We start from the raw sequence: 23129 nt of genomic DNA, 5'->3' as shown, positions 1-23129 counted from the left end.
AAAGATAGTTGTTAAAAGGATGAACAGAACTATGAAAAAATCTTTAGTCGCTGTAAGCGTCATTGTGGTACTGGGTGCAGCCTGGACAGGCGCCTCCTGGTACACCGGGAAACAGCTTGAAGACAACATGGGCGCAGCTATTGACGCGGCAAATGCGCAGATACAAGCGCACTACCCGAATAGCGGAGCGAAAGTTGTTTATCAGGACTATCAGCGCGGGTTATTCAGCAGCCACGTGCGCTTTGTGGTACAGCCTTCCGGCAACTCCACTGAAAATTTACTGAAACCGGGTGAAGAAATTTCCCTGATTGAGACAATCGATCATGGTCCATTCCCCCTTGCGCAGCTTAAAAAGTTCAATCTGATCCCGAGCGCCGCGTCAGTGCATTCCGAATTGGAAAATACGCCAACGGTAAAAAATCTCTTCGACCTGACTCAGGGCAAATCACCGGTTAGCGCCGATACCCGCGTAGGGTATAGCGGAGATACGGCTTCGGTGATTAACGTTCTGCCATTGAGTTACGAGAAAAATAACAGCAAGCTGGAGTTTGCTGGCGGCACCATTAATCTCGACGTCGCCAACGAGATGAAAAAAGTAAATATTGACACTAAAATCGGCAATCTGGCGTTTACCTCGCCTAATCAGCTGGGCCAGCTGGAGAAAGTGGCTATTTCCGGTATTAATGTGAAAAGCGAAACGCATCTCGGACAGTCGCAGCTTTATATCGGTGATGGTGACCTGAGTACCGATAACATTAACGTCAATATTGATGGTAAAGACGCAGCGCAACTTGTCGGCATGAAAGTTCACAGCAACTTTAACGAAGAGCAGCAAAATCTGAAAGGTCAGCTGGATTACAGCGTCGATGCCTTGAAAATTCAGGGCGCGGATTTTGGCTCCGGCAAACTGACCGTCAAGCTTGATAAGCTTAACGAGCAGGCGCTGAAGCAGTTCACAGACACCTACAATCAGCAAGCGATGCAACTGATGCAACAGGCAGACAAGCTGACTCCGGAGATTTACCAGCAGCAGGCCGTAGCACTGTTGGTTTCCAATCTGCCGATTCTGCTCAAAGGCAGTCCGAGCATCACAATTGACCCGCTGAGCTGGAAAAACAGCAAGGGCGAGAGCACCTTCACGCTTAAGCTTGACCTGAAAGACCCGGCGGCAGGCAACGGGCAAGCGCAGACTGAAGACCAGTTGATTTCCCAGCTAGTCAACAATGTTGACGCCAAGTTGACCATTCCTTTGGATATGGCCACTGAAATGACCACTCAAACCGCCAAGGTTGAAGGTTACAGCGGCGATGACGCCGAGAAGCTGGCTAAACAGCAGGTTCAGGGACTGGCAGCTATGGGCCAGATGTTCAAAATCACCACCCTGCAAGACAACGCGATTACCAGCAGCTTCCATTACGCTGACAATCAGGTTGATCTTAATGGCCAGAAAATGACGCTGCAACAGTTTGCCGGTTTGTTTGGCGTGTTCGGTGGACCGCAGATCCCGGCTGAAAATGCACCTGCACAGCCAGAAACACAGGCACAACCAGATGCGCCAATGCCTCCAGTAGTCCCTGCCCAGCCTGCGCAATGATTAATAATTCATAAGTTGTAAGTTGGCCCAAGGGCGTAAAGTGCAGACTTTGCGCCCTTTTTATTTGACCACCTGGTTTACTTAATCAGCAGTCAAACCAACACTCAGTGCCAACGCGGGCCGAAGACGCTATAATACTTTGCACTTTATTGATAATAAAAACAGGTGCTGCCAATGATTGACTCTCGACTTCCTCTTACTGATATTCACCGCCATCTCGACGGCAACATTCGCGCCCAAACCATCCTGGACTTAGGTCGCCAATTTAATATCACTCTGCCTGCCAACGAGCTGGAAGCCTTGCGCCCACACGTTCAGGTAACCAAAACCGAGCCTGATTTAGTGAGTTTCCTGCAGAAACTTGACTGGGGCGTCGCCGTGCTGGGCTCTTTGGACGCCTGTCATCGCATTGCGCAAGAAAACGTCGCCGATGCGGCCAGAGCCGGTATTCATTACGCCGAGCTGCGATTTTCACCTTATTACATGGCAATGAACCATAAGCTGCCCATCGCCGGCGTGGTAGAGGCGGTGATTGATGGCGTGCGTCGCGGCTGTCGCGATCACGATATTGATGTAAACCTCATCGGCATTCTTAGCCGTACCTTCGGTGAGGATGCGTGTCTGCAAGAGCTTGATGGCCTGCTGGCACATAAAGAAGGCATCACGGCGCTGGACTTGGCCGGCGACGAGCTTGGCTTCCCGGGGAGTCTGTTCCTCGATCATTTCAATCGCGGACGTGACGCGGGCTGGCGCATTACTGTACACGCGGGTGAAGCCGCAGGTCCGGAAAGCATTTGGCAGGCCATTCGTGAGCTGGGAGCCGAACGTATCGGTCACGGCGTAAAAGCCGCTGAAGACCCTGAGTTGATGGATTTCCTGGCCAGGCATCAGATTGGTATCGAGTCGTGCCTGACCTCAAATATTCAGACCAGCACCGTTTCTGCGTTGGATAAACACCCGCTGGCAACCTTCTTGCGCCACGGCGTGCTGGCATCGATCAATACCGATGACCCGGCGGTTCAGGGCATCGAGATTGCCCACGAGTACAACGTCGCCGCTCCGGCAGCAGGTTTGACGCCGGCTGAAATTCGTCAGGCACAGGAAAACGGCCTTAAGATGGCTTTCATTAGCGACGCCGACAAACAGCGTATTCGCGTAAAGGTTCAAGGGTAATTCGGGTTTAAAAACGTCAAAGGCCAGAAATTGTCTGGCCTTTTTTATTGCGCAACGGGGCGTTATTTTTTGGCAACCGGCAGCGTTTTTTGCTGCTGTGCAGACTCAATACCCAGTTCAATAAGCTCCATAACGCGGATTGCATGCTCGGCGGTCACCGGATTCGGCCCTAATCCATTAATCGCATCGCGAACCCCGGCGTAATAGGCGGGATAGTTACCCGGGATCGTCAGCAGGCTTTTTTCAGCCAGCACGCCATCATGACTGAGTGTGACGACCCCATCACGCATGTCGTAACCCCAATCCGGCTGCGGCAGGCGTTCACCCGCCTTGAGACGATCTTCCTGCGGATCAAGCCCGTATTTAACGTAGCTGCCCTTTTCACCCTGCAAGATATAACGCGCAGTTTCCGCAGCGGCATAAACCGTGCTGTGCAGCACTACGCGCAGACGCGGATAAGTTAAGACAGTGTTGAAATAGTCAACCGCCCTGGCTCCAGGACGTACCAAGGCCTGATCAGACTGAATCGCCTCTGGCATACCGAACAAATCAAGCGCCTGATCCAGCAAGTGTGAACCCAGGTCATACCAAATACCGCTCCCCAACTCCGCCGATTCACGCCAGCGAGTTTGTACTTCTGGGCGATAACGATCGTAATGGGATTCGAAATAAACGATTTCGCCCAGCGAACCTTCTTTGATCAAGGCTTTCAGAGTCAGGAAGTCGGCGTCCCAGCGGCGGTTATGAAACACCGATAATAGCTTGCCTTGTTCTTCTGCAAGGATGTTTAGCGAGCGTGCTTCACCCAAAGTCACAGTGAAAGGCTTGTCGACAACGACGTGCTTTCCGGCCTCGAGGGCCTGCTGTGCCAGAGGAAAATGCGTAGTGTTAGGCGTTGGAATAACCACCAGATCAATAGTTGGATCGTTGAACACTTGCTCGGGAGAATCGACGACCTTAACCGATGGCCAGTCAGCCTGAACTTTTGCAGCATCGCTGCTAGATATGACGGCCAATTCAAGACCTGAAGTCCCGGAAATCAGCGGCGAATGGAAAGTCTTGCTGGCGAAACCATAACCGATAAGCCCAACGCGTAAGGAGGTTGTCATATTTTTTCCTAAGCTCTGCAAAAAGACGTGCAAAGAGTTTAGCTCAAAAAGAGACTTATCATGCACTTAAATAGCATAAACGGCTGATGTAAAATGACTTGATGAACCTGGCTTTGACTTGTTGCACCTGCTGGCGTTACAGGCTGCGACACAATAACCCCGGCTACTGATTGAGTCAGTTGCCGGGGTTTTGAGTACATTGACGAACAATGCTGCAATTAGAAGCTGTAGGCGGGAGTCACCTCATTTTCCGGCCAGGGATGCGAGCGATAAGGCTTGGCAGGATAGTTAATTTCAAGACTGCGGCGACGAAAATCGCTTGGACTTACCCCGACACGTTTGCGAAATACTCTAGAGAAATACAATTGATCGTCATAGCCAACAACACGGCCAATAGTCGCAATCGACTCCTGAGTGGTTTGCAGCAAAAGCTTGGCGCGGATCACTCGCTGGTCCTCTCGCCAGCGCAAAATATTTATCCCAACCTGCTCACGGAACAGGTGCGCCAGGCGAGACGGAGACAGACAAACGTGGCGTGCAACCTCATCAATGCGCAGTTCACCCGCCAGATTGCCGGTAATAAACTGGCAGGCTTCAATGACTCGCGGATCCATGATTTTTTGCGGGCTCTGCGGATCTTCCTCCATTGCACGCAACAGCAGTCTTTCCAGCAGGTTCATTCCCAGCTCTTCACCAAAGCGGCGTCCCGATTTTTGCGTTTGTTCGATATTCGCAAACATACGGTCAAACTCGAGTAGCAAGGTATTGTTAGGTAACGACAAACGGCCTACTTCACGCGTTTTGCTATGCCACTCCAGCCAGTCAGCCCAGTAAGCCCGCGGGCGGAAATAGACCCAGCGGTGATACCAGCAGTCACTGTTGCTCGAACGGGCATAAAGATGGCGCGCTTTAGGTGGGAACAGCAGCAGATCGCCGGGATTACAGTAAAAGGTATCGTCGCCGTCGAAAACTTTGCCCTGTCCTTTGACAGTAAGATTCAGGATAAAGCCCTTCATGCCGCCGGGCCTGTCGATTGAAAAGTCTAGCGGCCCATCGGCTAAAATGGGGGTCATTCCTGCAACCAGATAGGCATTGAAGCTATATCCGGGAAGTAACGGATTAGACTGCTGATCCTGAATCATGCGGTGATACATCGGGCCTCCTGAATTCATCACGCTGGTCTTACCATTCTATCGGGCCATGGAAATCTTGCCGAATTGTGTTAAAGAAATGTGAAGGAAATACACTTTTCTGGCAATTTTTGCTGTGAAAGGCCCGTTTAAAAAGTTGGAATCGTTTACACCGCCCGCTTGGCCTTCTGTTTGTAACGATCGAAAATCACCGCTGCCAGCAGGATTAACCCACGCACTACGTACTGCGAGAACGGGGAAATGTTCAGCAGGTTCATGGCATTCTCCACGGTGCCCAGAATCAGCACTCCGGCAACCACGTAGGAAATCTTGCCTATGCCGCCTTTCAGTGAAACACCGCCCAGTACACAGGCCGAGATAACGATGAGCTCATAGCCGAGTGAAGTCATCGGCTGGCCGCTGGTCATACGGGAAGCGAGAATAATTCCTGCCGCCGCCGACACCAGCCCCGAGAGTACAAAAATAATAATTTTGGTTCGCACCACCGGCACGCCTGCAAGCCTTGCCGCTTCTTCATTACCGCCGATTGCCAGCGTATTGCGGCCAAAAGTGGTTTTATTGAGCAACAGGCCAAAGGCAATCAGACAGCCGATGGTTATCCAGATAGGCGCAGGCAGACCAAACCAGTTGGCGTAGCCCAGCGCAAAGAAGCGCTCGTCATCGATGCCCACCGCTTTACCATCAGAAATGATGTAAGCCAGTCCGCGAACGATTTGCATGGTTGCAAGGGTAGTGATTAACGCATTGATTTTCAGACGAGCGATCACAAACCCGTTGACCAGCCCCGAAAGCGCGCCCAGCAACAGCCCGGCACCGACGCCAATCCACAGGCTTTCGGTCATGTTGATAACCACCGCGGTGGTAACACCGGCACAGGCAATTACCGAAGCGACTGACAGATCGAAATCGCCGGAGGCCAGGCAGAACAGCATCCCACAGGCCACCATGCCTGACATGGAAATCGCTAACAGCAAACCCTTCATATTAATGAAAGAGCTAAAGTTAGGCACAAAAATAGAACAGGCGATAAACAGCGCGGCGAACACCACCAGCATGCCGTAGCTGTCCCAAATACGCATCAGACTTTGCCCACCGCGTGCGGCAACATTGGGCTGGTCGGGTTTGGTTGAATTAGTGGTCATACTGGACATCGTTAAACTCCTGCTCTGGTCCGCCCACGGGCGGCATACGGGGTTATTTTCAACTTACTTTCGGGGTACGCAGCATCGCCATTGCCAATGTTTTTTCTTCTGTTGCCTGCTCGTGTGTCATCTCGCCGGTTATCTCCCCTTCGCGCATCACCAGGATCCTGTCGGCCAGACCCAGCACCTCGGGCAGGTCGCTGGAAGCGAACAGCACCGCAATCCCCCGATGCGCGAGGGCATAAATCACATTATAAATTTCATGCTTGGCCCCAACGTCAATTCCACGGGTTGGCTCATCGAGCAAAATGACTTTCATCTCTTCTGACAGCCAGCGACCCAGAATGGCCTTTTGCTGATTGCCCCCCGACAGATTCATGATTAATTGTTCTGGCCCGGGGGTTTTAATATTTAACGCCTTGATCTGATGACTTGCGTTTTGCGCCTCCCAGCGATTATTAATCAAGCAACCGGCTTTGATACTCTTGCGACGGGCGCTGATGTTGATGTTGTCGCGCACCGAATGCACTGGAATGATGCCGTCGGCTTTACGGTCTTCCGGGCACAGCATGATCCCCGCGCTTATCGCGTCGATAGGTGAGGTGATTTTTACCTGTTCACCGTCGAGCCACACCTGCCCGCCGGTAATTTTGGTGCCGCCAAACAGCCCTTTCATCAGCTCACTGCGCCCGGCTCCTACCAGCCCGAACAGGCCAACGATTTCGCCCTGCCGCACCGTGAGACTGATGGGCGTTTTCACCCCCGGCGCTTGCACCGCATCCAGCCGCAGGCGCACGTCACCCATCGGCCTGGGTTGATAACCGTAGACATCACCGAGATTACGCCCCACCATCGCCTGCACCAGAATGTCGTGATCAACCTGCTGCATCTCATTAAATGTGCGCACATAGCGGCCATCTTTAAACACCGTGATCGCATCGCTGAGGGCAAAAATTTCCTCCATGCGGTGAGACACGTAAATGATGACCCGACCTTCGGCACGCAGCTCGCGGATCACCCGAAATAGCTGTTCAATTTCACGGGCCGACAGCGAACTGGTCGGTTCATCAAAGGCGATCACCTTGGCGTTGCGCGCCAGCGCTTTGGCGATTTCCACCATTTGCCATTGCCCAATCGACAGATATTTCAGCGGCGTGTCGGGGTCGATATCCAACCCCAGATGCTCCAGCTGCAGTTTGGCTTCATAGTGCAAAAGCTTGCGATCGACCCAGCCACGCTTGCTGGGCAACTGGCCCAGATAGATATTTTCGGCCACTGTCATCTCAGGCACCAAATGCAGTTCCTGATAAATAATGGCGATCCCGGCGTCCAGCGCATCAGTGGTTTGACTGAACACCACCGGCTGACCTTTCACCAGAATCTGCCCTTGAGTTGGTTTGTAGTTACCGCTGAGGATTTTGAGCAGGGTCGATTTCCCTGCACCATTTTCCCCCATCAGGGCGTGAATTTGACCGGCATAGCAGTCGAAACTAATACCATCCAGCGCCTTGACCCCAGGGAAGGTTTTACCAATCTCCTGAAAAGTTAAATACGGCTGGCTGGGATCGAACGCCTCCAGCGAAGGCTCGATCACGGCTGACGATGTAAGAGCTAGCGAAGACATAGCGGTACCTTTATCCAAAATCATGCATTAAAAAACGCGTGGCGTTCAGCGGCGGGCTTATTTACCCCCCAACCCTTTTTTATCCAGTTCGACTTTGAAATTGTCACGAGTGATCAGCACCACGTCGGTGACTTCGGTAAACTTCGGCGGCTCAACGCCTTTGGTCACCCAGTCATTGAGCATCTGAATACTTTTATAGCCGTGTACGTCCGGGCTTGGCAGCAACGAACCGTAGAAACCGGTCTGCTCTTTTTTCGACAATTCGTTTACCGCGTCAACACCGTTAATGCCGATACCAATGACGTTTGGCGCTTTGAAGCCCTGGCCTTCAGTGGCGCGTACACCACCAAGCACAGTGTTATCGTTCATACCGAGGATCAGCCAGTTTTTAACGCCGGGATGCTGCACCAGCAGCGAGTTACCGGCATCGAGTGCCCCAGGAATATCATTGGATTTCGTCGGCACCTGATAAATCTGCGCTGCCGGGAAACCTGCGGCTTTCAGCGCGTCCATTGCGCCAGTGGTGCGGCGACGGGCAGTGTCCAGCTCATCGGCAGTGATTGCCATCACGCCGGTATCTGCCACTTTCCAACCGCGTTTTTGCATCTCTTTATAAAGCTCCTGCCCCTGACGTTCACCGATTTTGCTGGCTGCCATCATCACCAGCGGCACCTCTTCCATCGGTTTACCCTTGGCGTTCACAAATTGGTCGTCAACGGCAATAACCTTCAGGCCATAGCTTTTGGCTTTCGCCATGATAGCCGGCCCCAAACGCGGATCTGGCGTACAGATAACAAAACCCTTGGCCCCGTTGGCCGCCAGACTATCGATAGCATTCAAGGTTTTTTCCCCATCAGGTACGGCAATCTTGATCACCTGGAAGTCATGATCTTTGCCAGCCTTGTCGGCAAATCTCCATTCAGTCTGGAACCACGGTTCTTCCGGCTGCTTGACCAGGAACCCCAGTTTTTCAGTGTCCGCCATAGCCGAATGTGACATAACGGCTGCCAGTGCCACCGCCGTTAGCGCCTTAGTGAATATATGCATGATGCTCTCCGACTTTTTATTGTTGTTACCCGGCTAAATTCACGGTGATCGGGAATATTCGCCAAAGGCATGAAAACGTTATCAGTAGGGGTTTTCCAAAAAAATCCATTAACAAACCCAGCTTTATGGGCAATGCATTAATGGATTGAGATAAGACGAGGTAAGTTTTAGCTGGAATAGTTTCCGAATATGTAGAGCGCTATCACAGTTTAAAATTGCAGCCAATTCGTGCATATATTCAGCAAATTTAACCAACCCTTAACTTTATGACCAGCTTCACACATCCGCGCCAGGAAGCAGAAAAGTACATACTTCCAGCAAATGCCTCCTCACAGAATTAACGCCACTGCTCCTATGGTTGAGTTATCAGCAGCAAGAGTTACCAACAGTAAAAGTAAGCCACGCCGCATCGCTGGCTCATTCAGTTAACTTCAGGGGAGAAAACCATGGCGCAAGGCGCGATTGCTCTTGGTCTGGATTTTGGTAGCGACTCGGTCCGAGTGCTGGCCGTGGACTGCCATAGCGGCAAAGAGATTGATACTGATGTGGTTTATTATCCGCGCTGGCAGCAGGGCCAGTACTGTAACGCGGCTAAAAATCGCTTTCGCCATCACCCACTCGACTATATAGAAGCAATGGAAAGTGCAATTCAAAATTTGGTGCACAGATTAGGGCCAGAACAGAGTGCCAGAATTATCGGTATCGGTGTTGACTCGACGGGTTCTACCCCGGCACCGATTGATAGTCAGGGCCAGGTGCTGGCGTTGCGCCCCGAATTTGCCGATAACCCCAACGCGATGTTTGTTCTATGGAAAGACCACACCGCCATTAACGAAGCCGAAGAAATTAACCGCCTGTGTCGCAGTGGGGATTTTCCTGATTACAGCAAATACATTGGCGGCGTTTATTCTTCGGAATGGTTCTGGGCCAAGATCCTCCACGTCACGCGGGAAGACAGCGCGGTGCGAGCCGCGGCGGCTTCATGGGTTGAGCTGTGTGACTGGGTGCCCGCCCTGCTTTCCGGCACTACCGCACCAGACGCCATCGCGCGCGGGCGTTGCAGCACCGGTCATAAAATGCTCTGGCACCCTTCCTGGGGCGGCTTCCCTCCCCGTGATTTCTTCGCGGCACTGGACCCGTGCCTGATTGAAAATCTGCCTTACCCGCTGTTTCGCGACACACAAACCGCCGAGAAACCGGTAGGCCTGCTGAGTCAGGAATGGGCCGAGCGGCTAGGATTATCCAGCAAAGTGGTAATTTCTGGCGGTGCGTTCGACTGTCATATGGGCGCGGTCGGCGCTGGAGCCCAGCCGTATACGCTGGTTAAGGTGATTGGCACCTCGACCTGCGACATTCTGATTGCAGACAAAGAACGCGTCGGTGACCGCGCGATCGCCGGAATTTGCGGTCAGGTTGACGGCAGCGTAGTGCCCGAAATGGTGGGTATGGAGGCCGGTCAGTCGGCTTTTGGCGATATGTATGCCTGGTTTAGCCAACTGTTGAGCTGGCCATTGGAGCAACTCAGCCTGAATCATCCCGAGCTAAAACCGCAACTCGGCGCGATGAAAAAATCGCTGCTTTCAGACCTTACCGTCGCCTGGGCCAAGGAACCCAATATCGACAGCCTGCCGCTGGTGCTTGACTGGTTTAACGGTCGCCGCACGCCATTTGCCAACCAGCGACTGAAAGGCGTGATTACAGACATCAATCTTGGTACCCGTGCGCCGGAGCTGTTTGGCGGATTTATCGCGGCTACCGCCTTTGGTGCTCGCGCAATTATGGAATGTTTTGAGCAGCAAGATATTCCGGTCGAAAATGTGCTGACCCTCGGCGGTATCGCGCGTAAATCGCCGGTCATCATGCAGGTCTGTGCCGACGTGATGAACCGCCCGCTGCAGATTGTTGCGTCGGATCAGTGCTGTGCGCTGGGCGCGGCAATTTTTGCTGCCTGCGCCGCCGGTGAATTTGCCACCATTCCACAAGCCCAGCAATCGATGGCCTGCCATATTGAAAAAACCCTGTTGCCGGACCCGCAGCGCGCCGAACAGTTCCAGCGACTTTATGAACGCTACCAGCAATGGTGCCAGGCATCAGAACCTTTATTTGGCATTGCTGAGGTTTCTTGAATTTCGCGCTGGTCTCATCTGGCCAGGCGCTTATCGCTAATCGTGCAGGAGTAGAGAAATGGACGTATTTAAACCACTAGAAGTCTGGTTTGTTATCGGCAGTCAGCATCTTTATGGCGAGCAAACGCTGCGTCAGGTGAAAGAAAACGCAGAAAACGTCGTCAACGGACTGAATAATTCTGCCGGACTGCCGGTCAGGCTGGTGTTGAAACCGCTGGCCACCACGCCCGATGAAATAACCACCGTGTGCCGCGAAGCTAACTATCACAAGGACTGTATTGGCATTATCACTTGGCTACACACCTTCTCACCGGCCAAAATGTGGATTGCCGGACTGAGTATTCTGCATAAACCGCTGATGCAGTTTCATACCCAGTTCAACGCCACCATTCCCTGGGATACCATGGACATGGACTTTATGAATCTCAATCAGACCGCACACGGTGGCCGTGAATTCGGCTTTATCGGCGCTCGCATGCGCCAGCAGCACTCGGTGGTTACCGGTCATTGGGAAGATAAAGAAAGTCATCGCCGCATTGCCCAGTGGATGCGCGTGGCGGCGGCCAAAAATGAAAGCCAGCAGCTAAAAGTGGCGCGCTTCGGCGATAATATGCGCCAGGTAGCGGTCACCGAAGGGGATAAAGTCGCGGCACAAATGAAATTCGGCTACACCGTCAGCGCCTTTGGCGTGGGCGATCTCGCAAGTGTGATAGACGAAGTCAGCCGTGGCGATGTTGATACATTAATAGAAGAATACGAGTCCAGCTATCAACTGACCGATGCGGTAAAAATGCACGGCGATAAACGTGAAAACCTGATTGACGCCGCGCGCATTGAGCTCGGCATGACTCGCTTTCTGGAGCAAGGCGGTTTCAAAGCCTTTACCACAAACTTTGAAAATCTTTATGGCATCAAGCAGTTGCCGGGTCTGGCAGTACAACGTTTAATGCAAAAAGGCTATGGGTTTGGCGGTGAAGGCGACTGGAAAACCTCGGCACTGCTGCGCATTTTAAAAGTCATGGCCAGCGGACTCCATGGCGGCACCTCTTTTATGGAGGACTACACCTATAACTTTGAGCAAGGCAACGATCTGGTGGTTGGCTCTCACATGCTGGAAGTCTGCCCGAGTATCGCCAACGATCAGAAGCCGATTCTCGATGCGCAATTCCTCGGCATAGGCGGCAAGGCCGACCCGGCGCGGCTGATTTTTTCAACCCCTGCTGGCCCGGCGGTCAACGTTACGGTTATCGATATGGGCGATCGCTTCCGCATGATGGTGAATCTTGTCGATACTATCGAGCAGCCGAAACCCTTGCCGAAACTGCCGGTCGCCCGCGCCATCTGGAAAACTCAGCCTTCACTGGCTACGGCTGCAGAAGCCTGGATCCTCGGCGGCGGCGCGCACCACACCGTGTTCTCTCAGGCCCTGGACATCGATTACCTGCGCCTTTACGCTGAGCTGCACAACATTGAGCTAGTGGTAATAGATAACCAGACCACGCTTGCCGACTTCAAAAATCAGCTGCGCTGGAATGAAGTTTATTACAAGCTGTGCGCGAGCTAACTGTTTGATCTGTATCGTTGCTTTTATCACACGTTTCCCCCGCTAAAAAAAGTGGGGGAAACGCCAATCAGAGATTTATCCTCACGCGTTTTCCATTCAGCAGGCCCTTTGCTCATAACAATCTTCTGCCTAAACAACCTTCTGCCCGCTAATTGACTAACTAACCAGCACCTTTGCTGATTTTTTTACAAAAAGTGATATTTTTTACGCTGTTGCACCGCAATCACATGATCACGATAGCGACGAATCCTTTCACGCGTTAAGCTATCGCGCCTTGAAGGTCTAAATCTGTTTACGATCACTGGGTCTATGCCCGCTTGAGCGTTTATGGATTGTCATCAACTTGATTAAAATAAGGTTTTTTATGTCTGTAACTTCTGGCTATCAGCGAATTGGCGGCTGGCTACTGGCCCCGTTGGCGTACCTGATCGTCAATTTGGTGAGTGTATTTCTAACGTTGATGCTGTTTTCCATGGCTATTTTTGAACCGGAATCGCGTCATTACCTCATCACCAATTCTCAGGCATTCACCTTGCAGTGGTATTTTTCGGTAGCCACCACTTTGGCGATGGGCGTTTTTACCCTGGTCGTGCTGTGGCAATTTTGTCGTCGAGTTAACATGCTGCCCAAACTTTATATTGTCTGGTTATTAGTGACAGTGTTGCTGGCGGTTAAAGCCTTTGCATTTTCACCAGTTACCGACAATTTAGCGGTACGCAATCTTTTATCGCATCTCTTGGCAACGGCACTTTTGGTGCCTTATTTTAAGCGTTCTCGTCGAGTTAAAGAGACTTTTACACAATAGTTAGGCACCAACATCATGACTTCATACCTCTTACTGTTTATTGGTACCGTACTGGTAAACAATTTTGTTTTGGTCAAGTTTCTTGGGCTTTGCCCCTTTATGGGCGTATCCAAAAAACTGGAATCTGCTATTGGCATGGGATTAGCCACTACCTTCGTCATTACGCTGTCCAATATTTGCTCGTGGATTGTGAACACCTTTGTCCTGATGCCGCTGGGCCTGGTGTATCTGCGTACCATGGCATTTATATTGGTGATAGCCGTGGTGGTGCAGTTCACCGAGATGGTAGTGCGTAAAACCAGCCCGTCACTTTATCGCCTGCTTGGCATCTTTTTGCCGCTTATCACCACCAACTGTGCCGTATTGGGCGTGGCGCTGCTGAACATTAACCAACAGCTGAACTTTATGCAGTCCGCGCTTTATGGCTTCTCGGCTTCGCTCGGTTTTTCACTGGTCATGGTGTTGTTTGCCGCCATTCGTGAACGCCTGGTTGTCGCCAATGTGCCCGCACCGTTCCGTGGTTCCTCCATTGCGTTGGTGACCGCCGGTCTGATGTCTCTGGCCTTTATGGGCTTTACCGGGCTGGTGAAATTCTAATGTTTGAATTGTGGGTTGCTATTGCTGCACTCAGCGCGATGGCGCTGGTGTTCGGTTTACTGCTGGGCTACGCCTCGCGCCGTTTTGCGGTCGAGGGGAATCCAGTTATTGATCAGATTGACGATATCCTGCCGCAAAGCCAGTGTGCACAGTGCGGCTATCCCGGCTGTAAACCTTATGCCGAGGCAGTGGCCAACGGCGACAAGATCAACAAATGCGTACCCGGCGGTGAAGCAGTGATGCTCAAGCTGGCCACGCTGCTCAACGTCGAGCCGCAGCCGATGGGCGAAGAAGTTGAAGTCGTGCCGGTGCGTCGCATTGCCTACATCGATGAGAGCAACTGTATCGGTTGTACCAAATGTATTCAGGCCTGTCCGGTCGATGCCATCGTTGGCGCAACGCGCGCGGTGCATACCGTGGTTACTGACCTGTGTACCGGCTGTGACCTGTGCGTCGCGCCCTGCCCAACCGACTGCATTGAAATGCTGCCGATTAAAACCACCACCGCGAACTGGAAATGGGACATGAACACCATTCCTGTGCAAATTATTCATGCGGAGTAACATGTTCAATCTGTTTGCTACGCTCAAGAAAGAGAAGATTTGGGACTTCGACGGAGGCATTCATCCTCCTGAAATGAAGACTCAGTCGAGCCTGGTGCCTCTGCGCCGGATGCCGCTTCCTGAGCGCTTTATTATTCCTTTACAGCAGCATCTTGGCCCTGAAGGCGAGCTGTGCGTTAAATCCGGTGATCGGGTTGCAAAAGGTCAGCCGCTGACCACCGGGCGCGGCCGCACTGTGCCCGTTCACGCGCCAACTTCAGGCGTGATAAGCGCCATCGAGCCGCACATCACCGCGCATCCTTCAGGTTTGAAAGAGCTGTGTGTGATTATTGACGCCGACGGTGAAGACCGCTGGTGTGAACGCCAGTGGGTTGAAGATTATACCCAGCTTGACGCAGATGCTCTTAACCAGCTGATTCATCAGGCTGGTATTGCCGGTTTGGGTGGTGCAGGTTTCCCGACTGCCAGCAAAATTCAAGGGAGTCTGGATCACACCAAGATTCTTATCCTCAACGCCGCCGAGTGTGAGCCGTACATCACCGCCGATGACCGCCTGATGCAAGAGCACGCGGCTGAAATTTTGCAAGGCACGCGTATTCTCTGCCACATGCTGCATCCTGAGCAGGTCATGATCGGCATTGAAGACAACAAACCGCAAGCCATCGCCGCGCTGAAAAAAGCCATTAAAAACGAAAATCATCCGGGCGTGAAAATTGAGCTGCGCGTCGTGCCGACCAAGTATCCTTCCGGCGGTGCCAAGCAGCTAACTCGCATCCTTACCGGTCGCGAAGTGCCAAAAGGTAAACACTCTTCGGCTATTGGCGTGCTGATGCAAAACGTCGGCACAATATTTGCCATCAAGCGCGCGATTATCGATGCCGAACCACTGATCGAACGCGTGGTGACGTTAACCGGCGAAGCCGTTAAAAAGCCAGGTAACGTGTGGGCAAGATTAGGCACGCCTGTTGCGTACCTGATGCGTGAAGGCGAGTTTCAGCCGCAGAATCAGCAAAAGATGGTGATCATGGGCGGCCCGCTGATGGGCTTTACCCTGCCGTCTCTAGATGTCCCTGTCGTAAAAATCAGCAACTGCCTGCTGGCACCTTCGGTCAGCGAGATGGGCGAACCCGAGCCGGAAGAAGCCTGCATTCGCTGCAGCCTGTGCGCCGACGCTTGCCCGGCGGGTCTGTTACCGCAGCAGTTATACTGGTTTAGTCGTGGTCAGGAACACGAAAAGGCCCGTAATCATAACCTGTTCGACTGTATCGAATGTGGTGCCTGCGCCTATGTTTGCCCAAGCAATATTCCGCTGGTGCAATATTATCGTCAGGAAAAAGCCGAGATCCGCGCGATAGATCTTGAGGCAACCCGCGCCACGGAAGCCAAAGCTCGTTTCGAAGCTAAACAGTTGCGTATGGAACGTGAAAAGCTGGCGCGTGAAGAGAAACACAGTAAATCTGCGGTTAAACTCAGCGATGAAGAGACCGCTGCGCTTAATCCTCGCGTTAGTGCAGCAGCCAAGGCTGAACAGCCGCAAGAGGCCGAAGCGGCAGTCGATCCGCGTCAGGCGGCTCTGGCCGCGGCAATTGCGCGCGCCAAGGCTAAAAAAGCTGCCGTGGTGGCTGATGTTGAAGCCGTACCGGTATCAAATGAGCCGATTAGCACCTTAGCCGACATGCCAATTGAGGGTGACAGCAGAAAAGCCGCCGTCGCTGCCGCCATTGCCCGCGCAAAAGCCAAGAAAGCCGCGGGTGAAGGTGAAGTTAAGGCCGAAGCTGCGGGTGAAGGTGAAAATCCTGCCAAGCCAGACGTTAAAACTGCAACGCCTGTCGCCAGCGAAGAAGCTGCGCCAGAAGCGCCTGAAGATAAACGCAAAGCCGCCGTGGCTGCCGCCATTGCCCGCGCAAAGGCCAAGAAAGCCGCGGGTGAAGGTGAAACTCCTGCCAAGCCAGCAGCAGCCCGCGTTGCAAGCCCCGAGCCAGAGGTTAAAGACCAGCAATCAGTGACACCGTCACCGCAGGCTGCGAAAGAAAAAGAAGTATCACAATCAGAAGGCGATCCACGCAAAGCTGCGGTTGCAGCAGCGATTGCCCGCGTTAAGGCCCGTAAAGCCGCTCAAGCTCACACGTTGTCGAGCGAAATGTCGAACGAGGAATAAATGGCTTTTAGAATCGCGAGTTCTCCTTTTACCCACAATCGGCAGAGCACCAGCTCGATTATGCTGATGGTTGTGTTGGCCTGTATTCCAGGAATAGCAGCCCAAGTCTGGTATTTTGGTTATGGCACATTGGTGCAGATTGCTTTGGCGATAATCATTTCCTTGCTCGCCGAAGGTGCGGTGTTACAGCTGCGAAAAATGCCGGTTGCCAAACGTCTCGGCGATAATACCGCCCTGCTCACGGCAGTCCTGCTGGGCGTCAGCCTGCCACCGCTGGCTCCGTGGTGGATGATAGTAATCGGTATGATTTTTGCCATTATCATTGCCAAACAGCTTTATGGCGGTCTGGGTCAGAACCCTTTCAACCCAGCCATGGTGGGTTATGTCGTGCTGCTGATTTCTTTCCCGGTGCAGATGACTACCTGGCTGCCGCCGGATGCCTTGCAGGCGCATCACATCGGCTTTACCGATACACTGATGACCATTTTTGGCGGTCACGATTCGCAAAATATGACTGCCTACCAGCTGCAACAAAATGTGGACGGCATCACTCAAGCCACCCCGCTTGACGGCTTTAAAACGGGTTTACGCGCGGGTCATACCGCCAGACAAGTACTCGACGGGCCGATGTTCAGCGGTGTGCTTGCCGGTTTGGGCTGGCAGTGGGTTAATCTCAGCTTCCTGGTCGGGGGCCTTTATCTGATGTGGCGACGTATTATCAGCTGGCACATCCCGGTGAGCATGCTGGTCATGATGACCTTCTGCGGCACGCTGGCATGGTGGCTCGCGCCGGGAAGTTACTCGCCGCCGCTGATTGGCCTGTTCTCGGGTGCAACAATGCTTGGCGCGTTCTTTATTGCCACTGACCCGGTTACCGCGTCCACTACGCCGAAAGGCCGCCTTATCTTTGGCGCACTTATTGGCCTGCTGGTTTGGCTGATCCGCGCTTACGGTGGTTATCCTGATGGCGTGGCTTTTGCCGTACTGCTGGCGAATATCACGGTCCCATTGATTGACCATTACACCCAGCCACGCGTTTACGGACATCGTTAAGGAATGAGTATGTTTGCAACAATGCGCCGCTATGGACTGACGCTGGCTTTTTTTGGCGTGCTCATGACCGGTATGACTGCCTTGGTGAATCTGTTGACCAAGCCGACGATTGCCCATCAGGCAATGCTTTCGCAAAAGTCGCTGTTTGATCAGGTTATTCCCGCTAGCGTGTATGACAACATCATGCAGCAAGAGTGTTACAACGTCACCAATGAATCGCTGGGCACCGAGACACCGCATCGCATGTATCTGGCGCGAAAAAATGGCCAGCCGGTGGCGGCAGTGGTTGAAACCACCGCGCCAGACGGCTACTCAGGGGCGATTCAGCTATTGGTTGCCGCCGATTTCCATGGCAAGGTATACGGTACGCGCGTACTGGAACAGCATGAAACGCCGGGCCTCGGTGACAAAATTGAAGTGCGAATTTCCGACTGGATCAAAAGCTTCGCCAATCAAACCATTAACGGTGCCAACGATACTCGCTGGGCGGTTAAAAAAGATGGCGGCATGTTTGACCAATTTACCGGTGCGACTATTACACCTCGGGCCGTGGTCCGCTCTGTAAAACGCACCGCACTGTTTATCGAAACTGTGCCTGCGCAGCTTTCCCACCTCACCCCTTGTGGAGCACGTGATGAGTGAAGCAAAAACATTAATCGTTAACGGGCTGTGGAAAAACAACTCCGCCCTGGTTCAATTACTCGGCCTCTGCCCTTTGCTGGCGGTCACCTCGACGGCAACCAACGCCCTGGGTCTGGGTCTGGCAACCACCATGGTGCTGACCTGCACCAACGCGATGATCTCGGCGTTCCGTCGCTGGGTACCCAACGAGATCCGCATCCCGATTTACGTGCTGATTATCGCCTCGGTAGTCAGTACCGTGCAGATGCTGATCAACGCTTACGCTTTTGCCCTGTACGAAGCGCTGGGGATTTTCATTCCGCTTATTGTCACCAACTGCATTGTGGTGGGCCGTGCCGAAGCGGTGGCGGCCAATAGTCCGATACATTTGGCCGCACTTGACGGCATGATGACCGGCCTTGGTGCCACCGGAGCCATGTTTGTTCTCGGTTCGATGCGTGAAATTCTCGGCTCTGGCGTGCTGTTCAACGGTGCTGACCTGTTGCTTGGCCCGTGGGCCAAAGTGCTGCGCGTTCAGGTTATCCATCTCGATAACCCCTTCTTGCTGGCGATGCTGCCACCGGGGGCGTTTATCGGTCTGGGAATGCTATTGGCAGGAAAATACCTGATCGACCAGCGCATGAAAGCCCGTGCCGAAGCGCGTGCTGCGCATCAGCTTCCGCAAGGCAATACCGAGAAGGCTTGATGAACAAAGAAAAACGCATCAGCATTCTTGAACGTTTGCGCGAAAACAATCCCCATCCGACAACCGAGCTGGTTTATACCACGCCCTTCGAGCTGTTGATTGCGGTGCTGTTATCGGCTCAGGCCACTGACGTCAGTGTCAACAAGGCCACCGCTAAACTGTATCCGGTGGCCAATACGCCGCAGACCCTTTGGGACCTCGGCGTCGACGGTGTTAAGGAATATATCAAGACTATCGGCCTGTTTAATTCCAAAGCCGAGAATGTGATTAAAACCTGCCGTATTCTGCTCGACCAGCACCAAGGGATCGTTCCCGAAGACCGCGCGGCGCTTGAAGCGCTGCCTGGCGTTGGGCGCAAAACTGCAAACGTGGTTTTGAACACGGCATTTGGCTGGCCGACGATTGCCGTCGATACCCACATTTTCCGCGTCTGTAACCGCACGCGTTTTGCTCCCGGCGAAACGGTCGAGAAAGTAGAAGATCGACTGCTGAAAGTGGTTCCCACTGAATTTAAACTCGACTGTCATCACTGGTTTATCTTGCACGGCCGCTATACCTGCGTCGCGCGCAAGCCGCGCTGCGGGTCCTGCATTATTGAGGATTTGTGCGAGAGTAAAGAAAAGGTTTATCCGGAAGGTTAATGCAAACAATTTAGGGCGCACACTGTACGCCCTTTTAACATCGACTAATTGAAATTACAGGAAAGATTTCGCCTGTTTAAGCACCACGTTGCAGGCTTTGGTTTTCACCTTCTCTTTGATCTGCGATAACCCGGCAGTTCCGCCACCTAAACTATTTAAATCCACGTTTTGACCCGTGCCGGTGTGCAAAATACCGTTAATACCGTCCTGATAATCTGCTTTCTGTGTCGTCGAACTATCCTGGATACCGAGTTTGCTTACCAGCTTGTCTTTGACTGATGTCGCACTGGTTGCTGACAGGACATTATTCTGTACGCAATATTGCAGTACGCCAGCCGCATTGGTGCTGCTCTTGGAGGTCAAATTACTGCTGCTACCGTTTAGCAGTGAAGTAAGTTGCCCCATCGAATAACCGCTGCCGCTTGTGCTGCTGCCACTGTTACCGCTGAGTTGCTGAGTCGCGGCGTCAGACAGCTGCCCAAGAAGATTACTAGCCGCCTGCGCGCCCCCTGCAATGAGAAGTCCACCTGCTGCCAGGGCGAGTATGCTGGTATGAAATGCTTTCATCTTTTGCTCCATCCATTTTGCGTTTATTGGGAAACATTTAACTTAATCGAATTTAGCTTGTCGCGAATGCCGGGCTTGCGCAATAGGAATCGACCGCATCATGAGGCTCAAATTCAACGACCTGTGAAATCGACACTTTGCGTTGCCAGCCACTGACTGGCGGCACCAAAGAAGTGCTGGGCCAACGGCGTCGCCCTTCCGGCTTCTGCCACCACCAGCGCGGCGTGGCGGCTCATCGGGGCTATATCAAGAGCGCAACGTTTTAGCGCCGGGGTCATGTCATCAATCAAATGTCCACGAGGCACCAGCGCACAGCCCAGCCCAACAAATACGCCCTGCATCAGTTGGAAAATCGAGCTACTCTCAAGGATCGGATGCAGTTCAAGACCGTTAGTGCGGAAGAAATTGTCGAGATAGCGCCGAAAATAGCGGCTCGGTTCCGAAAGACACAAAGGCAGCTCGGCGACCTGCTGCGCACTCATCTGGCTAAACGCTTGAAGCTGCGGGAAGTGTTCAGGATGATAAATCAGATCCACGCCGCCGTCTTGCAATGGGAAAAGCTGAAATTTCAATTCATTGAGCGTCGAAAACTCAAAAAAACCAATGCCAATATCTACTGAGTGGCTGCTCAACGCCTCAATCAGCTGGTCGGCACTGACCTCAGAAACGCGATATTCAAGCCCGGAATGTTGCTGACCAATACCTTTAAGCAGCGCAGCAAGGGAAATGCTGCACTGAGGCATCACACCAATGCGCAAGGTCCCGCTCAGCCCCTGCTTTAGCGAAGCCACTTCCAGCTTCAATCCTTCATAGACAGAAACAATCTCGCGCGCCCAGCTCAATACTCTGACGCCCTCGGCAGTAAAACCTTCGAAATTATTGCCGCGGTTGATTAAATTAAGATCTAATTCTTTCTCAAGATTCTTTAATCGCATCGACAAGGTGGGCTGGCTGACAAAACTGGCTTCGGCAGCACGTCCAAAATGCTTTTCTCTTTCTAAATTACATAGATATTGAAGTTGCTTTATGTCCATAAAACCGTCAGGCCCATAAGAATTATTGATGAAAGTATATCAGGTATGAAAAATGAGAAAAGTTTATCGCTGAACAGTAAGGACGATCTTTACTTAACTACGTTATAGAGTTAACTTTCAAGTTCCCCTTTTGAGAGTGGTGGAATATGACTACTAACATTAAGCATATTATATTAGGCACATTGCTCATTTCATTTAGCTCTCTTCAGGTTGCACAAGCGGACGATGCGTTAGACAGAACCATCGTTCCCGCTCAGGGAGAGCAAGTCGCAACCGTAACACCAACGATTGGAGATATTTATCGCCAATGTTTTAATGGTGCTGAGTATGTAGGAACCAAAGCTGCCGATGCGCAAAGAGAACTGTGTATTGGATTTATGGCTGCGGCGACACAATCAGCTTCAAATAACGGCAATGGCGTTTGCCCTCCGTTATCATACCGACAAATTCTGGCAGAGGTGAATACTAGAATAGAGAACAATGATGAGTGGAAAAAGCCCGCGCTGCCGTTCCTGGTAGCCTCATTACAGGTTCTTGGCTGTAAAAAGGAAAAATTGCCAGATAATCAACAGGGAGATAAATAACCTGCACTTCAGTACAGGTTATTTATCATTTTGATCAGTTAGATCTTCAACTTGATATAATCGATAGCGCGGCTAACAATGCCGCCTTTTGGCAAATCTTCCAACGCAACCAATGGCACTGTCTTAACGATTTTGCCGTTATCGACAATATTAATGGTCCCTACGTCTTGCCCCTTGGTCAGCGGTGCATCAATCTGTTGATTGTTCAGCACGTACTGCGCTTTAACCTTCTCGCTGTCTGCCTGAGGGATATTTAGATAAACATCACTAAGGCTGCCGACTTTAATCTGTGGTTTATCACCGAACCAGACCTTCTCGGTGGACACGCTCTGACCGGCTTTAAACACCTGCATGCTGGTGAATTCGCGGAAGCCCCAGGTCAGTAGTTTGCGCGCCTGCTCTTCACGCCCTTTCGAGCTTTTGCCGCCCATGACCACCGCGATTAAACGACGGTTGCCTTCGGTCGCAGAGGCAATAATGTTGAAACCTGCAGTTTCGGTATGGCCGGTTTTCAAACCATCGACGTTGAGGCTTTTGTCCCACAGCAGACCATTACGGTTCTGTTGAGTGATATTGTCATAGGTCAGGGATTTCTCGTCATACATATGATATTCCTCAGGTTCTCCGCCGATAATGGCGCGCGAGAGCTTGGCTAGATCGTATGACGTGGTGAACTGACCCGGAGCATCAAGACCGTGAACGGTTTCGAAATGCGAGTTGGTCAAACCGAGTTTTTGCACGTACTGGTTCATGATACCCACGAAAGCATCCTGACTTCCGGCAACATAGTCGGCCATCGCTACGCAGGCATCGTTACCAGAATCGATGATAATGCCCTGAATCAGGTTGCGAACAGTGACGCGATCGCCAGGTTTGAGGAACATCAGTGAAGAACCCGCGAGGACTTTATTACCGGCAACCCAGGCTTCCTGAGGAACGGTAACCACGTCATCCATGGTGATTTTGTGCTGATCCAGAGCACGGTCGATGACATATCCTGTCATCAATTTAGTCAGGCTCGCAGGGTTGCGGCGTTCGTCAGGATTTCCGGAAGCCAGTACATCGCCGGTAGCATAATCCATAAGAACAAAAGAAGCAGCATCAATGCTGGGTGGCACTACCTGAAAATCTATCGGTGCAACAGCCCACGCATTACTGGCAGAGACACAGATTACTCCGGACAAAATACTCAATACTAAACGCTTCACTTAATCATCCTCAAACGCACTTATAATGTCAGCCAAACCCGAATCATTGGGGCAGCCGGGCA

21 protein-coding genes are annotated in these 23129 nt (G+C 52.2%); 13 read left to right on the top strand and 8 right to left on the bottom strand.

Translation table 11 applies throughout. From position 1 onward, the window contains the following. The first annotated feature begins 31 nt into the window (after window positions 1-31). Window positions 32-1594, top strand: a complete 1563-nt coding sequence (locus AB3G37_RS11430) for a YdgA family protein (protein WP_369790765.1) — start codon at window positions 32-34, stop codon at window positions 1592-1594. A gap of 174 nt (window positions 1595-1768) precedes the next feature. After that, window positions 1769-2767 (top strand): adenosine deaminase, encoded by a 999-nt coding sequence (add, locus tag AB3G37_RS11425; protein WP_369790764.1) that lies wholly within the window; start codon window positions 1769-1771, stop codon window positions 2765-2767. A gap of 62 nt (window positions 2768-2829) precedes the next feature. Here add and AB3G37_RS11420 read toward each other — a convergent pair whose 3' ends face one another. The 5 genes from AB3G37_RS11420 to AB3G37_RS11400 form a co-directional block, all read right to left on the bottom strand. After that, on the bottom strand, window positions 2830-3876 hold the full coding sequence (locus AB3G37_RS11420) for an oxidoreductase (protein ID WP_009637169.1): 1047 nt from the start codon (window positions 3874-3876) through the stop codon (window positions 2830-2832). Between the two features lie 218 nt (window positions 3877-4094). After that, entirely contained in the window at window positions 4095-5030 is a 936-nt protein-coding gene (gene araC / locus AB3G37_RS11415) for an arabinose operon transcriptional regulator AraC (RefSeq protein ID WP_009637168.1), read from the bottom strand. Window positions 5031-5173: 143 nt separating this feature from the next. Beyond that, window positions 5174-6178 carry an L-arabinose ABC transporter permease AraH gene (araH, locus tag AB3G37_RS11410; RefSeq protein ID WP_369790763.1) on the bottom strand — a complete coding sequence of 335 codons (1005 nt, stop codon included), beginning with the start codon at window positions 6176-6178 and terminating at the stop codon, window positions 5174-5176. 49 nt (window positions 6179-6227) lie between these two features. Continuing rightward, window positions 6228-7793 (bottom strand): L-arabinose ABC transporter ATP-binding protein AraG, encoded by a 1566-nt coding sequence (araG, locus tag AB3G37_RS11405; protein WP_369790762.1) that lies wholly within the window; start codon window positions 7791-7793, stop codon window positions 6228-6230. A 57-nt stretch (window positions 7794-7850) separates the two neighbouring features. Further along, window positions 7851-8840, bottom strand: a complete 990-nt coding sequence (locus AB3G37_RS11400) for an arabinose ABC transporter substrate-binding protein (protein ID WP_369790761.1) — start codon at window positions 8838-8840, stop codon at window positions 7851-7853. A 446-nt stretch (window positions 8841-9286) separates the two neighbouring features. Between AB3G37_RS11400 and AB3G37_RS11395 the strand changes: the two genes are divergently transcribed. From AB3G37_RS11395 to nth, 10 genes are all read left to right on the top strand, one after another. Then, a complete protein-coding gene (locus AB3G37_RS11395; RefSeq protein WP_369790760.1) occupies window positions 9287-10966 on the top strand; it encodes a ribulokinase in 1680 nt (559 codons plus the stop codon). Between the two features lie 58 nt (window positions 10967-11024). Further along, on the top strand, window positions 11025-12530 hold the full coding sequence (araA, locus tag AB3G37_RS11390; protein ID WP_369790759.1) for an L-arabinose isomerase: 1506 nt from the start codon (window positions 11025-11027) through the stop codon (window positions 12528-12530). Window positions 12531-12894: 364 nt separating this feature from the next. Then, window positions 12895-13335: a DUF2569 domain-containing protein gene (locus AB3G37_RS11385; protein WP_009637162.1), complete on the top strand. Its 441-nt coding sequence runs from the start codon at window positions 12895-12897 to the stop codon at window positions 13333-13335. A gap of 15 nt (window positions 13336-13350) precedes the next feature. Further along, complete coding sequence (gene rsxA / locus AB3G37_RS11380) at window positions 13351-13932, top strand: electron transport complex subunit RsxA (protein ID WP_009637161.1); 582 nt, start codon at window positions 13351-13353, stop codon at window positions 13930-13932. After that, the gene (gene rsxB / locus AB3G37_RS11375; protein ID WP_009637159.1) at window positions 13932-14495 is read left to right on the top strand and encodes an electron transport complex subunit RsxB; all 564 of its coding nucleotides are present in this window, start codon (window positions 13932-13934) and stop codon (window positions 14493-14495) included. The genes rsxA and rsxB overlap by 1 nt, the downstream gene beginning before the upstream one ends. A gap of 1 nt (window position 14496) precedes the next feature. Then, window positions 14497-16653, top strand: a complete 2157-nt coding sequence (rsxC, locus tag AB3G37_RS11370) for an electron transport complex subunit RsxC (protein WP_369790758.1) — start codon at window positions 14497-14499, stop codon at window positions 16651-16653. Next, the gene (rsxD, locus tag AB3G37_RS11365) at window positions 16654-17706 is read left to right on the top strand and encodes an electron transport complex subunit RsxD (protein ID WP_369790757.1); all 1053 of its coding nucleotides are present in this window, start codon (window positions 16654-16656) and stop codon (window positions 17704-17706) included. A 9-nt stretch (window positions 17707-17715) separates the two neighbouring features. After that, complete coding sequence (gene rsxG, locus AB3G37_RS11360) at window positions 17716-18348, top strand: electron transport complex subunit RsxG (RefSeq protein WP_369790756.1); 633 nt, start codon at window positions 17716-17718, stop codon at window positions 18346-18348. Next, the gene (locus tag AB3G37_RS11355; protein ID WP_009637155.1) at window positions 18341-19033 is read left to right on the top strand and encodes an electron transport complex subunit E; all 693 of its coding nucleotides are present in this window, start codon (window positions 18341-18343) and stop codon (window positions 19031-19033) included. Before rsxG ends, AB3G37_RS11355 begins: the two co-directional genes overlap by 8 nt. Continuing rightward, a complete protein-coding gene (nth, locus tag AB3G37_RS11350) occupies window positions 19033-19674 on the top strand; it encodes an endonuclease III (RefSeq protein WP_009637154.1) in 642 nt (213 codons plus the stop codon). Before AB3G37_RS11355 ends, nth begins: the two co-directional genes overlap by 1 nt. A 54-nt stretch (window positions 19675-19728) precedes the next feature. Here the strand turns inward: nth and AB3G37_RS11345 are convergent, their stop codons facing one another. Next, window positions 19729-20241, bottom strand: a complete 513-nt coding sequence (locus AB3G37_RS11345; protein WP_369790755.1) for a DUF2501 domain-containing protein — start codon at window positions 20239-20241, stop codon at window positions 19729-19731. A gap of 113 nt (window positions 20242-20354) precedes the next feature. Next, window positions 20355-21275: a LysR family transcriptional regulator gene (locus AB3G37_RS11340; RefSeq protein ID WP_369790754.1), complete on the bottom strand. Its 921-nt coding sequence runs from the start codon at window positions 21273-21275 to the stop codon at window positions 20355-20357. A gap of 146 nt (window positions 21276-21421) precedes the next feature. Here AB3G37_RS11340 and AB3G37_RS11335 point away from each other — a divergent pair, with 146 nt between their 5' ends. Then, the gene (locus tag AB3G37_RS11335; RefSeq protein WP_009637151.1) at window positions 21422-21859 is read left to right on the top strand and encodes a hypothetical protein; all 438 of its coding nucleotides are present in this window, start codon (window positions 21422-21424) and stop codon (window positions 21857-21859) included. A gap of 38 nt (window positions 21860-21897) precedes the next feature. Here the strand turns inward: AB3G37_RS11335 and dacD are convergent, their stop codons facing one another. After that, on the bottom strand, window positions 21898-23067 hold the full coding sequence (gene dacD / locus AB3G37_RS11330; RefSeq protein WP_009637150.1) for a serine-type D-Ala-D-Ala carboxypeptidase DacD: 1170 nt from the start codon (window positions 23065-23067) through the stop codon (window positions 21898-21900). Window positions 23068-23129 lie beyond the last annotated feature (62 nt).

Origin of the sequence: Rouxiella sp. WC2420, from assembly GCF_041200025.1 — a bacterium.
Classification (GTDB): Bacteria; Pseudomonadota; Gammaproteobacteria; order Enterobacterales; family Enterobacteriaceae; genus Rouxiella.
This window is presented reverse-complemented; position numbering and strand designations above follow the sequence as displayed.